Source organism: Trinickia acidisoli (assembly GCF_017315725.1).
Classification (GTDB): Bacteria; Pseudomonadota; Gammaproteobacteria; order Burkholderiales; family Burkholderiaceae; genus Trinickia; species Trinickia acidisoli.
The window spans coordinates 3,325,505-3,338,213 of sequence record NZ_JAFLRG010000001.1 but is presented as its reverse complement, the minus strand read 5'-3'; the positions used below and the strand labels follow the sequence as shown (position 1 = coordinate 3,338,213).

Below are 12,709 nucleotides of genomic sequence, written 5' to 3'. Positions count from 1 at the left end.
GAGCTCACACGCTCACCGGTTTTTTTTGTCCTTTCGAAGTCAGAGCGCGAGACGCGGCGCCACGTAAGCCCCATAGTTGGGCCCGACGCCCCACGATTGCACGGGGATCCGATAGCCGCCGACGAAATGTCCCTCGATATACTTTTGGCTGCCGCCGTATGACCCATCGACGTAGAACGCCGCGAACGCGACGATCGGCACGTAGCTGTGCGTGATGATTTGCTCGGCGACAGGCACGACGATCGTCACGCCGACGGGCACGCTGCTGTAGAGCGTCGTCTTCACGCCGGGCTCGATCCAAATGTCGTCGCCGATCGAAAGCGGTGAGGGATTGCCCGATGCGATGAGGCCGCGCACGGTCGGCACATCGTTCGCGTTGATGAGGAACGACGTCCATTGCCCCGCTTCGCAACTCGAGCCGTAAAGCTGTCCGTTGCCGATCTCGAATTCATAGGGATTTCCGGTCGCCGGATCGATCGTCGGTTCGTTCGTTGTCGCGTCCCAGTACTGATCCAGCACGCATTGATCGATGACCATCGGAAAGATGCCGCCTGAATCGACCGTCGACGGCGCGGCGGCAACCGCCACGGCCGTGGCGCTCGCCGGCGCGCTCAGCAGGTCGAGAAAGCCGCCGAGCAGCAGATTGACGGCGCCGCCGTTCTGGCCTGCGCTGCGCGTGACCGTGACCTGCACGGCGGGCACGTCGTAGAGGCCGGGCGTGATCGTCTGTGCTTCGAGCGTCGAGGGCGAACCCGTCAGATTCCAGAACCCCGCTTGCACGCTGCCGACGGTCAGTGTCGTACCGTCCGACGCGTTCAGCGAAACGGCCGCGCTCGTCTCGCTGGCGGCGTCGGCCCAATCCGGTCCGCTGCTGCTGTCGATGAGATCTGCGGCACCCGCGAGCGCGGCCGCGTCTGCCGCGTTCTGCAATTCGTTGCTGACGGTCGCGACACGCGGCAGATCGACGGCGAATGCGCCGAATGTCAGCAAGATCGCCACGGTGAGCACGAACCAAAGCGGCACCGATCCGCGTTGCCGGCCGCGCGGCGAAAGGCGATGCGAGGGGCGCCGCGCGCGTCTACTCATAGTTCATGACCGTCGTCGCGGTGACGGTCACGGGACCCGTCAGCGAGCTCAGTGCCGAGCCGAGCACGAGGCCGTCATACGTATAAGTGACGGTGACCGTGAGCGGGTCTCCCGGCGAGGTGCCGGCCGACTGATCGACGGTGACGACGGGCGTCGTGGCCGTGCCGCCCGTCACCAGATTGTTCTGCGTATAGGCGAGCGCGACGTTCGCGACGTCGCTCGCGGCGAGCTGCGGCACGCGCACGACGACACCCGCACGCGCGGCCTCGCGGCTCGCGTTCGTGATGACGGCCTTGTCGCACAAAAGCAGGCTGGTGTCGACGATGCCGAACAAGACCGTCATGAGGAACGGAAACACGAGCACGAACTCGAGCGCCGCGACGCCGCGTTCGTTCGAGGCAAGGCGTGCCAGGCGGTTCATTCGAGCGTGCCTTGAGGGGAGATGTGTGCCGACGGTACCGACTGCGCGTGCACCGCGCCGCCGCTGCCCACGCGACCGGACGCATCGGATGACGCGCCTTGGTTCGACCACCGCGCGCGCAGGTTTCGATAGAAGAGCAAGTTGTCCTCGGCCGATACCGCCGGCATGTCGGCGGTGAGAATGCGCTTGGCCGCTTCCCCGTTGCCGAGTACGCCATAGGCGAGTGCAAGGTTCTCGCGCGCTTGCGGGGGAGCATCGGGCAGGCCCGCGACGTCGAGCAGCACGTTCGCGCCTTCGCGTGCGTGTCGATCGAGGATCAGCGAGAGGCCGAGATTCGTTTTCAAGCCCTGCGCCTCCGGATGGCGCGCGAGCGCCGCACGGTAGACCGCCTGCGCTTGGCCATGGTTACCCTGCAGATCGAGCGCGGCGCCAAGACCTTCGGCCGCGACCGCGTTGTCGGGATACGCGTCGACGAGACGACGATAGCGCGCAACGGCGTCGTCTAGACGGCGCTCGCGCAGTGCGACGCGCGCGAGCCCGAGTTGCGCGCGCGGATCGTCGGGGGCGGTGGCGGCAACGTGAGCGTAGAGCACGCCGGCGCGCGCGAGGTCGCCCGCTTGGTAGATCGCGTCCGCAAAACCGAGTTCGGCGCGCAGCGAGTTCGGATCGGCCTTGAGCGCCTTTTCGAACAGGGATGCCGCAAGTTGCGTGTCGCCGCTTTCGAGCGCGGTTTCGGCAATGCGCAGATCGGTGCTCTTATCCACGCCACGTTCGGAAACGACGGGCCGCGTTTCGATACGCGGTCCGTTCGCGCAGCCCGTCAGCGAGCCGGCAACGAGTGCGCCGAGCGTGACCGCGCCGATCAGCAGGCGCCGCGAAGGCATGGGGATCGAACGCATGAAACCTCCCACGATTCTATCGATCGTCAATGATGGTGAAACACCGCGATGAGCCGGATGATGGCCGGCCCTGCCGCGATCAACGCAACGGTCGGCATGATGAAGAGCATCATCGGCAGCGTCATCTTCGGCGCGAGTTTCGCGGCCTTTTCTTCGAGCGCTACGATTTGCATCGCCCGTTCGGTGCGCGACAGCATCCGCAGCGATTGTGTGATCGGCGTGCCGTACTGTTGCGATTGCACGAGCGTCGTGACGAGGGCACGCATCGACGTCAAGCCGATGCGTGCGGCCATCGCATTCAGCGCGCTCGCGCTGTCGCCGCCGATCTGCAACTCGTCGGCGGTGAGCGATAGTTCGTCGGCGAGCGCGGGGCAGATCGTGCTCAGTTCGGCAGCGACGCGTTTGATGGCGACGACGAGGCTGTTGCCCGCGTTCGTGCAGATCACGAGCAGATCGAGCGCATCGGGCAGCGCGATCGCGATGGCGCGCTGGCGATGCTTGATCGCGGAGGCGAGCGCGAGCTCGGGCAGCATCATGCCGATGACGAACGCGGCGGCCATCATCAACAGCCGCAGCACGAAGTGGCCGCCGATGCGCGGAATATGCGGCGCGAGCACGATCGCACCGAGCGCGAGACAGGCTCCGCAGACGATCTTGAGGCCAGCGAGGATCGAGACCGACCGCGCGTCGCGAAAGCCCGCGCTCGCCAGTCGGGTCGCAAGTTTGCCGCGCTCGGCGGCGTCGAAGATGGGCATCCGCTCGCCAAGCGTCGCGACGCGATGGGCTAGCTGCTGCGGCATGTTTCGTCCCGGCGCGGCGTTTGCCCGAATGATGCCGTGCCGCACGCGCTGCGCGATTCGCGAACGCACACTTGCCCCGCGCAGCACGAGCCAGAGCGTTGCGACCGCAAGCAGCGCGACGAGCCCGAGATTCATCCAAACGTCGGTCAGCTTCATCGAGAGGTATCCAAGTTGGCGATCTTGCGGATCAGTACGAGCCCGATCGTCAAGAGGACGGCCGCGAGGGTCAGCATCTTATGGCCCGCGCGCGTATCGAACAGCAGCGACACGTAGGGCCGATTGACGATGTAGAGAAAGCCCATGATGAAGAACGGCACACCCGAAATGATCTTGCTCGAGATGCGTCCTTCGGCCGTGAGCGCCCTCGTCTTGGCGCGAATGTCGCGCCGCGTGCGCACGATGGCCGCGAGATTCTCGAGCGTCTCGGCGAGATTGCCGCCCGTCTCGCGCTGCAGGACGAGGCAGACGGCGAAGAACGAAAAGTCGGCGAGCTGCAAGCGCTCGGCGGCTTGCTCGAGCACGTCCTTGACGTCGCCGCCGACGAGCAGCGCATCGCCCATCGCGCGGAACGTCGAGCGCACGGGCTCCTCGCTTTCGACGCCGGCCGTGCAGATGGCCTGAACCGCCGGAATACCGGCCCGCACGGCGCGGATGATCAGGTCGAGGGTGTCGGGAAACACGGCCAAGAAGCGCTGCTTGAAGCGTGTGATGATGAACGCATAGGCGGTGCGCGTGGCGACAGGCACCGCTATGCCGCAAGCAAGCAGACGAACCCAGAGCGGCAACCCGGCGAGCGACGTTGCGCCGAGCACGGCCAAGGCTGTCGACAATGCGACGATGACGATGGCGCGCACGCCCGCGCGCCCGGCCAGCGTCTCGACCCGCTGCCGCTTCGCGCGCAGCCACGCCAGCCAAGCGAGTTCGTCGCCGGGACGGCGACCGAGGCTCACGAGTTGGTGCGATGGCTTCGCGCTCGACGTTTGGCGGTTCGCGGCATGCGGGTCGCGCAGTGCGCCGACGCGCTGGGCAATCCGCGGCGCGGGTCGGCGCCGCATCATCTCGCGCAGCGAACGCGCGATGAGTCCCACGATGACGATCGTGAAAAACGCAGCGGCTGCGACGACATCGGCGGGCCTCACGATTGCATCGCTCCGATCAACTGGTCTTCGAGACCGTAATAGGCGGCGCGTTGCGCGAAGGCCGGCCGCAGCGACGACGATTCGAACGTGCCGTGCACTTGCTCCTCGTAGGCGCTGGCGTTGAAGCGGAAGGTGAACAGGTCTTGCGTGATGACGATGTCACCCTCCATACCCGAGATTTCCGTGACGCGCGTGATGCGCCGCATGCCGTCGCGCATGCGCTCCACCTGCAAAATCATGTGCACGGCGCTCGCGATCTGCCGGCGGATCGAGATGAGCGGCAGGTTACCGTTGGCCATCATCACCATACTTTCCAGCCGCGTGATCGCATCGCGCGGCGTATTCGCATGGATCGTCGTCATCGAGCCGTCGTGGCCCGTGTTCATCGCTTGCAGCACGTCGAACGCTTCGGTGCCGCGCGTCTCGCCGAGAATGATGCGGTCGGGGCGCATCCGCAGCGCGTTGCGAACGAGATCGCGCTGCGAGATTCCGCCAAGCCCCTCGCTGTTCTCGGGCCGCGTTTCGAGACTCACGACATGCGGCTGCTGCAATTGGAGCTCGGCCGCGTCTTCGATCGTCACGATGCGCTCGTGCGGATCGATAAAGTTCGACAGCGCATTGAGCAGCGTCGTCTTGCCCGATCCCGTTCCGCCCGAGATGACGATATTCAGGCGGCACGCGCTCGCGATGCGCAACACCTCGACCATCGCGGGCGAGATGTTGCCTTGCTGGGCCATGCGCGTCAGCGTGATGTTGCGCTTGGCGAACTTACGAATCGAGATCGATGCGCCGCGCAAGGCGATCGGCGGCAACACGACGTTGACGCGGCTGCCGTCGGCGAGGCGCGCGTCGACGAGCGGGCTGCTTTCGTCGACGCGCCGGCCGACGGCCGCGGCAATGCGCTGCGCGACGTTGACGACGTGTGCGTTGTCGCGAAACTTGAGTGGGGTCAGCTCGAGTCGGCCGCCTCGTTCGACGTAGACTTGATCGGGGCCGTTGACGAGGATGTCGGTGACTTTCTCGTCGGCGAGCAACGGTTCGATCGGGCCGACGCCGAACATGTCGTTGAGCATCTCGTCGACGACGAGCGCCTGCTCGGCGAGCGTGATCGTCAACCGTTCGCGCGCGATCGTCTCGGCAGCGATCTGCTCGATGCCCTCCCGCACGTGCGCGCGAGACATCATTAGTGCGGCCGACATGTTCATCGACGCGAACACCGCCGAGCGAATCGTCTTGAACGTATCGGAGCGAATCAGCGCCTCATGGCGGTCGGCCGGTAACGAGGCGGGGGCCGGCACCAACCGTTGCTCCGCGTCGGGGGCGCTCGAAAGCCCCGCGGGTGCGGCGCTCGCCGCCGCATGCCTTGCGCCGGAGCTCGCCGCGTCGCTAAAGTTCGAGCCCGTGCTTGCATTCGCGCGAGGTGCGGTATCGAGCGGCGCGGCCTCGGTCGCGACGCTTGCTTGCTTCGCGATCGGCGGCGTATCGCTCCGGCGCCCGAACATCATGCAGTGCTCCGCTTCGACAGCAGGCGTGCATACCAGGGCGAGCGCGCCGCGACGGCCGGCGCATCCGATCCGGTGATGGCATCGGCGAGTGCGATCACGGCGTGCGCGAACGCCGAATGCTTTCCTTCGGCCATTGCCTCGCCGAGATTCTCGGCGAGCGCGAGCGCTTGCGGCTCGTAGGGAAACTCGTGTACCGATGCGCGGCCGAGCGCGTGGACGAAGTCGGCCTGCGCGACGCGTCCGCGCACGGGCTGCTGCGCATTGTTGAGCAGTACCGATACGGCCGCATCGGCAGGGCGCCCTTCGGCGAAGCGGCAAAGCCGTGCCGTCTCGCGCGCGGCGTGCACGGAGCGATCGGCCACGACGTGGATCGTCTCGCACGCGTCGAGCGTTTCGTCGACCAGCGTGCCGGACCGCTGCGGCAGATCGAGGATGACGTAATGAAAGTGGCGCTTGAGCGCAGCGACGAGTTCGCCGACCGTCCCCGGGCGCAGCGTGAGCGGCTGATCGTAGGGCAGCTCGGCGCCGAGCACGAACAGGCGATCGCTTTGGGCGACGACGGTCTGATGGATGAGCTGCTGATCGAGCCGTTGCGTGTTCTGCAGCAACTCCGAGAGGCCGTTGTTCATCGCGATGCCGAACATCGACGCCGCCGCGCCGCCGTGCAGATCGAGATCGACGTAGGCGATCCGGCGGCGCGTCTTGTCGGCGAGGTGGCGCGCGAGAGAGGTGGCGATCGTCGTGACGCCGACGCCGCCGCGGGCGCCGATGAAGCCGATCGCCTTGCCGGCGCGCGCGGCGGCGGACGGATCGGCGGCGCTCAGCGCACGCTGGACCAGCTCGACGGTCAGCGGCTTGACGAGGTAGTCCTGCACGCCCATGCGCAGCAGCGAGCGGAACAGGCCCACGTCGTTGTGATCGCCGATGACGACGACGCTGACCGACGGATCGACAACCTCGGCGAGCCGCATCAGATCGGAGATGGGCATCGACGAACCCGAGACGTCCACGAGCAGATGCCGCGGCGAATGAGGCAGGCCGCGCATCAGCTCGACGGCATCCCCGATTGCGCCGCGCGTGACGAATGCGTGGGCGATGCCCTGGTCGAGCATGAGATTTCTGACGACTTCCTCGCTGCTCGCATCGGCGAGCACCGCGACGATGCGATCGGTCGCGAGCGGCTGTGCGCGGCCTTTGGTGGAGCGCAGATCGAAAGCACCCATGGCGTAGCGTCCTTAGTAGTCCTTAGTAGTCCTCAGTGCGTGACCGTCGTCGTCGTCGATGTCGACCGAAGCGGCTGCGCGCGGCCTTCCTCATAGGCGCGCACGGCGCTCGCACCGAGCGCCGCATCGGCACCCGCATACGGGATCGGTGCGACGAGGTCGGCCGGTCGCACGAGCATGGCAGCCAAATTCGAGTAGGTCGCGCAGCCGAATTCGACGCCGGGGCGGCCCTGACCCGCGTCGACCATGTGCGACGGCTGATTCAGTTGGTCGCATTGCGGGGGAATCGCGCGGCCACCGTCCGCGGCGGTAAAGCCGATGACGGAGTCGTCGGGCATGCCGAGCGGCGGATGTTCCGACATGCAGCCCGAGAGCCCCATTCCGAAGACGATCGTTGCCGCCGCGAAGATGATTAGGATGACTAAGGGATTGCGCATCGATGCTCTCCGTTCAATAGACGAAGCCGGCGGCGCCGACGAGCCTCGGCGCGTCGCCCGCGAGCGGATCGATACCGAGCGAGCGCTGCAGCGCGAACTCGACGTCGCTGCTTGGATGCGTCACGCTGTCGAGTACGTCGTGCGCTTGCCCGGGGCCGACCGGCTGCACGATATACGGCGTCACGATGACGACGATCTCCGACTTGTTGTTCTGATAGTTCTTCGACGAGAACAACTTGCCGAGCACCGGCAGCCGGGCGAGGCCGGGCAATTCCGAGAGCACGTCGCTGCTGTTGCTTTGCAGCAGGCCGCCGATCGCGAAGCTTTGGCCGCTCGAGAGTTCGACCGTCGTTTCGACGCGGCGCACCGTCAGCGCGGGCACTTTGATCGAGCCGGTCGTCACGCTGTTGTTCGGATCGATTTCGCTGACTTCGGGTCGTACCTTGAGGCTGATGCGGTTGTTCGCGAGCACTGTCGGCGTGAAATCGAGCGAGACGCCGTACGGCTTGAATTCGATCGTGATCGCACCCGTCGTATCTTGCGCGACGGGAATCGGGAATTCCCCGCCCGCGAGGAAGCTCGCAGTTTGTCCCGACATTGCCGTGAGGTTCGGCTCGGCGAGCATCGTGATCAACCCTTCCTGGTCGAGCGCATCGAGTACGCCATCGATTGAAGTGTTATTGGTGTGAAAGCCGCCGAGGACGGAGAACGCGCCTGTGGGCGACAGATTGAACAGGTTCTCCGTCGTACCCGAGGTCGTACTGAAGAGCGTGCGGCCGTTGAAGAGGCCGCCGACAAAGTTGCCGCTCGAACCGAGCGCGCTCCAGTTGATGCCCAACTGCTGTGTGACGTTGCGATCGACCTCGGTGATGCGCACGCGCAGGTGGACTTGGATCGGTTGCGCGAGCGTCAGCCGATTGACGAGCGCTTCCTCGCCGTGCAGATACGGTTTCAACGTTTGCGCGATGGCGTCGGCATCGGCCGGGCTCGGCACGCGCCCGCTCACCATCAGCGAACCGGGCGCGCTCGTCACCGTGAGGCGCCATTGCGGGAAGCGCGCGTCGAGCAGCCGCTGAATCGACGCCGTATCCATGGAGACGTTGATCGTCTTGCGCAAAATCGGACGGTTGTCGGCGCCGAGTGCGAACAGCGTCGTCGTGCCGGCCTTTTTGCCGAGGACGAACACCGTACGCGGATTGGGGACGTGAACGTCGGCGACGTCCGGATCGGCGACGAAAACGGCAACGGCAGCCGCCGGTAGCTGCACCAGCTCGCCGCCGCCGGCTGCAATGTTCAGCACGCCGCCGACATCACCGGCCGCGAGCGCGGGCGTTGCCATCAGCGAAAGACACGCGACGGCGCACACGAGCGTCGCAACCGCCGCGATCGAACGGTACGATGCAGCGCGGCGAAGATGCAGAAGGGAACGAATCGAACCAAGCATCGTTGAGGAGTCCTAAGCAGCGGGATGAATGCTCGTCGCCGCGGTCGGCGTCGTGCCGGGCGTGGCGGTGGGCGCGGCCTGCGGTGCGCCCGAGGGCAGCGGCGGTATCGGGCCGCCCGAACCAGAACCAGAACCGTTTGGCAGCCCCGAATAATCGTTGCCGAACGAATCGCTTTGTTTGGAGCCGCGATAGATGACGACGGGACGCGCGCTCGCGCTCAGGCCCGGTGCGGCGGCATGCGTTGCCGCCGTCATTGCGCGCAAGCCGCGTGACACGTCGCGGGCCCACACCGGCGCCGTTTGCGGCTCCATGACATCTTCCGTCTGGGGGGCATGACGGTCTCGCGTCGCGAAGCTGCGCAGTGCAAGCGAAAGCGAGCCGAGGTGGGCGGCCACCGTGACGACTTCCGCGCTGCGCGGCGTGACCTCGAACGTGACCGTGCGCGCGCGTGCGTTGGCCGTGCTTTTTTGCGACGCATCGTCCTTCGGACGCTTGAATGCGGTGCCGACCGCGAGTACGCGCACGCGCTCGGCGATCGTTTCGGTCTCGACCGTGCGGTCGGCGTCGTTCGGCGCGCCGGGCGTCGTCGCGATCTGCTGCGTCAGCAGGACGTCGACATAGTCCCCCGGCTCGATGAGGCCGGCATTGCCCGAGACATCGTCGATCGCCACCGAGATCGCGCGCATGCCGGGCTTGAGCGCCGCGGCGAGAAAGCCCGGCGAGTTGGGCGAGATGACGTCCGCGGGGCCGAGTGGGGTGCCGGCATGCACGGCATGACGCAGCAAGTCGCCTTTGAGGTCCGTGCTGTCGGGTTGTCCTTCGACGAGCGCGCCGGTCGGCGCGTCGCCGCGCGGGACGCTCTTCCAGATGAGGTCGCTGTCGCGCAGCAGCAAGCCGTCGGGCAAATCGGCCGCGGCGGCCCGAATGCGTACCGTTGGCGTCGGCTTGACGGGTCCCGGGCGCGATGCGGTGATGTAGAGCGTGCGCAAAACGAACGCGCCGATCGCGGCAACGACCATGAGGCCCACTAGTTTGATGATGTTTTGCATGACGACGGCGTTCCGTTATGTGAGCCGTACGTGAATCGAAGGCACCCATGCGGCCTGATGCAGCGGCATCGCATGCGCTTGCGCGAGCGGCAGCCACACGGCGGCGATGCCGCCCGCCGCGAGCGCGACGCCGTAAGGCACGCCGCGCGCGGGCGCGAGCCATGCGAGCGCAGCGGGCGCGCCCGCATCGCCGTGCATCCGACCGCAGGCGAGCTGGACCAGCGCGAGAATCAATCCGGACAACGAAATGACAAAGAAGACGGTCGTCGCGTGGGCGAGACCCGTCCATAAATACACGGCGGCGAACAGCTTCGCATCGCCGCCGCCGAGCCATCCGAAGCGAAACAGCAAGGCTGCGAACACGAGCGCGCCAATGGCTGTCGCAACATGGGCTTCGAGCACGACGCGGCTTTCGCCGTCGAGCCAGGCATGAATGAAATAGAGTGCGGCGTAGGCTACGACCACCGCATTGGGCAGGCGCCGTCGACGCAGATCGGAGACGGCCAATATCGACAACACGACACAGGCAAGGGCATCGATTCCATCCATGAGCGTTTGCCTTTCGATCGATACAAGCCGCAGGCGGCCGAGACGAGCCGTTCGGCGCTGCCGCCGAACGGCATCAAGGGATCATTTGCCGCTGGCCTGAACGCTCGTGACGTTGGTGATCAGGTTTTGAAAGAGGGCGGGGAGGCCGCTGGTGCCGCCGAAAATCGCACCCGCTGCCGCAACGGCAACGACGACGATGCCGGCCAAGACAGAGTATTCAAGTGCGCTGACGCCGCGCTCGTCGCGCGAAAGGAACCGTAGGAAACGCAACATTTATTAGGACTCCTCAATGATTGATAAAGCGGCCGAGGGACCACTTCCGCAACGGGGGATGGGAGAGACAGAAGCTCCCAATTTTGTTTACGGCAAACGTTTGCGCGAATTTAGGAAAATTCGTAGGAAACCTGAATTTCCACGGGCAAAACGTTTCATCTGAATAAAGCGCGAACGATTGGTGTGCGCGCGGACAGCCAGATGCGGCAAGGGTTTGCGCGCGCATTGAGCGCGGCAAGACAATCGTCTGATGTGACGGCGCTAGGCGTAAACGATGAGTCAGTTTCACCAACTATCGGAATATGTCTGATGAAACGGCGAGAGCGAGCAAGGCGATGGCGGTGATCCGGCTAGCGACGCGCATCGGGAGGGAAAAAAGAGAAGGGCGCGCATGGAGTCGGATCGACTCCATGCGCGCCCTGCGTTGAATAGCCGCCTCTCGACGGCCGAACGCATCGTTCAGTTAGTGCATGTCGACGGCGCGCCGCTCGAGTCTCGTCGGGGAGGGGCCTTCATGCTCGTTGCGTGCTGTTTCGTGTTCGCTTTCGCTTTCGTTCGTCCTCGACACACCGTTGAAGATGACGTTGAGCAAGACCGCAGATGCCGACGCGAGCAAGATGCCGCTGTGCAGCAACGGCGACAGCGCATGCGGCAATTGTGCGAAGAATGTCGGCGAAACGACGGGCACGAGGCCGAGCCCGACGCTGACGGCCACGATGAACAGGTTGTGCGGATTGGTGGTGAAATCGACGCGCGAGAGCGCCTTGATGCCGTTGGCCGCAACCATGCCGAACATGACGATGCCGGCGCCGCCGAGCACGAACGGCGGCACCGAGGCGACCACCTGCGCCATCTTCGGGAACAGGCCGAGCGTGACGAGGATCAGACCGCCCGTTGCGCAGACGAAGCGGCTCTTGACGCCGGTCACGCCGATGAGCCCGACGTTCTGCGAGAACGACGTATGCGGGAACGAGTTGAAGATGCCGCCGATGAGCGTGCCGAGCCCGTCGACGCGCAGGCCGCGTACGAGCGTGCGCCGGTCCACGGGGCGGCCGACCATATCGCCTACAGCCAGGAACATGCCTGTCGATTCGATGAACGTGACGAACATGACGGTGACCATCGTTGCGATCGCAAGCGGATCGAAATGCGGCAGGCCGAAATGAAACGGCGCCACGATGCCGACCCACGGCGCGGCGCGCACGCCGTCGAACGAGACGTGCCCCGTCGCGGCTGCGATGACGAACCCCGTGACGATGCCGATGAGCACGGAGATGTTGGCGAGGAAGCCGCGGCAGAACTTGTTGATGAGCAGGATCAGCACGAGCACGAACAGCGACAAGCCGAGGAACAGCGGGGCGCCGTAGTTGGGATTGCCGACGCCGCCTGCAGCCCAGTTGATGCCGACTTCCATCAGCGATAGCCCGATGACCGAAATCACCGTACCGACGACGACGGTCGGGAAGAAACGCAGGAGCCTGCCGATCGCCGGTGCGAGCACGATGCCGATGGCGCCTGCCGCGATCGTCGAGCCGAAGATGTCGAGGATGCCCAGTTGCGGATTCGTGCCGATCGCGACCATCGGACCGACGGCGGCGAACGTGCAGCCCATGATGACGGGCAGGCGGATGCCGAAGATCCACAGCCCGAGCGTTTGGATCAGCGTGGCGATCCCGCACGAAAAAAGGTCGGCGCTGATGAGAAAGGCGATCTGATCTTTGGGCAGCCCGATCGCGCCGCCGACGATGAGGGGCACGGCGACCGCGCCCGCGTACATGACTAAAACGTGCTGAACGCCGAGCGTAAGCAGCCGCGCAAGCGGAAGCTGCTCGTCGCACGGATGAACCGTGGTCGATTGCATGTTGTCTCGCTCCATTGTGTCT

Annotated in this window: 13 protein-coding genes; all 13 read right to left on the bottom strand. The window is 65.5% G+C overall.

Going from position 1 to position 12,709, the window contains the following annotated elements:
• Positions 1 to 39 precede the first annotated feature (39 nt).
• The 13 genes from J3485_RS15275 to J3485_RS15215 all read right to left on the bottom strand — a co-directional run bounded on the left by J3485_RS15275 (position 40) and on the right by J3485_RS15215 (position 12,687).
• Positions 40 to 1,086, bottom strand: a complete 1,047-nt coding sequence (locus J3485_RS15275) for a TadG family pilus assembly protein (protein ID WP_206953956.1) — start codon at positions 1,084 to 1,086, stop codon at positions 40 to 42.
• Positions 1,079 to 1,507 carry a TadE/TadG family type IV pilus assembly protein gene (locus J3485_RS15270; RefSeq protein ID WP_206953954.1) on the bottom strand — a complete coding sequence of 143 codons (429 nt, stop codon included), beginning with the start codon at positions 1,505 to 1,507 and terminating at the stop codon, positions 1,079 to 1,081. The genes J3485_RS15275 and J3485_RS15270 overlap by 8 nt, the downstream gene beginning before the upstream one ends.
• Complete coding sequence (locus tag J3485_RS15265) at positions 1,504 to 2,406, bottom strand: tetratricopeptide repeat protein (protein WP_242538579.1); 903 nt, start codon at positions 2,404 to 2,406, stop codon at positions 1,504 to 1,506. The genes J3485_RS15270 and J3485_RS15265 overlap by 4 nt, the downstream gene beginning before the upstream one ends.
• Before the next feature lie 26 nt (positions 2,407 to 2,432).
• The gene (locus tag J3485_RS15260) at positions 2,433 to 3,362 is read right to left on the bottom strand and encodes a type II secretion system F family protein (RefSeq protein WP_374192426.1); all 930 of its coding nucleotides are present in this window, start codon (positions 3,360 to 3,362) and stop codon (positions 2,433 to 2,435) included.
• Positions 3,359 to 4,345, bottom strand: a complete 987-nt coding sequence (locus J3485_RS15255) for a type II secretion system F family protein (RefSeq protein ID WP_206953951.1) — start codon at positions 4,343 to 4,345, stop codon at positions 3,359 to 3,361. The genes J3485_RS15260 and J3485_RS15255 overlap by 4 nt, the downstream gene beginning before the upstream one ends.
• Positions 4,342 to 5,847, bottom strand: a complete 1,506-nt coding sequence (locus tag J3485_RS15250; RefSeq protein ID WP_206955829.1) for a TadA family conjugal transfer-associated ATPase — start codon at positions 5,845 to 5,847, stop codon at positions 4,342 to 4,344. The genes J3485_RS15255 and J3485_RS15250 overlap by 4 nt, the downstream gene beginning before the upstream one ends.
• A complete protein-coding gene (locus J3485_RS15245; RefSeq protein WP_206953942.1) occupies positions 5,847 to 7,073 on the bottom strand; it encodes a CpaE/TadZ family protein in 1,227 nt (408 codons plus the stop codon). Before J3485_RS15245 ends, J3485_RS15250 begins: the two co-directional genes overlap by 1 nt.
• Before the next feature lie 32 nt (positions 7,074 to 7,105).
• Positions 7,106 to 7,453 (bottom strand): CpaD family pilus assembly lipoprotein, encoded by a 348-nt coding sequence (locus tag J3485_RS15240; protein WP_242538795.1) that lies wholly within the window; start codon positions 7,451 to 7,453, stop codon positions 7,106 to 7,108.
• A gap of 70 nt (positions 7,454 to 7,523) precedes the next feature.
• Positions 7,524 to 8,849 carry a type II and III secretion system protein family protein gene (locus tag J3485_RS15235; protein WP_242538794.1) on the bottom strand — a complete coding sequence of 442 codons (1,326 nt, stop codon included), beginning with the start codon at positions 8,847 to 8,849 and terminating at the stop codon, positions 7,524 to 7,526.
• Positions 8,850 to 8,966: 117 nt separating this feature from the next.
• On the bottom strand, positions 8,967 to 10,004 hold the full coding sequence (cpaB, locus tag J3485_RS15230; protein WP_206953936.1) for a Flp pilus assembly protein CpaB: 1,038 nt from the start codon (positions 10,002 to 10,004) through the stop codon (positions 8,967 to 8,969).
• A 15-nt stretch (positions 10,005 to 10,019) separates the two neighbouring features.
• Positions 10,020 to 10,553 (bottom strand): A24 family peptidase, encoded by a 534-nt coding sequence (locus J3485_RS15225; RefSeq protein ID WP_206953934.1) that lies wholly within the window; start codon positions 10,551 to 10,553, stop codon positions 10,020 to 10,022.
• Positions 10,554 to 10,634: 81 nt separating this feature from the next.
• Complete coding sequence (locus J3485_RS15220; RefSeq protein ID WP_206953926.1) at positions 10,635 to 10,826, bottom strand: Flp family type IVb pilin; 192 nt, start codon at positions 10,824 to 10,826, stop codon at positions 10,635 to 10,637.
• A gap of 463 nt (positions 10,827 to 11,289) precedes the next feature.
• Positions 11,290 to 12,687: a nucleobase:cation symporter-2 family protein gene (locus J3485_RS15215; protein WP_206953924.1), complete on the bottom strand. Its 1,398-nt coding sequence runs from the start codon at positions 12,685 to 12,687 to the stop codon at positions 11,290 to 11,292.
• Between the last annotated feature and the right edge of the window lie 22 nt (positions 12,688 to 12,709).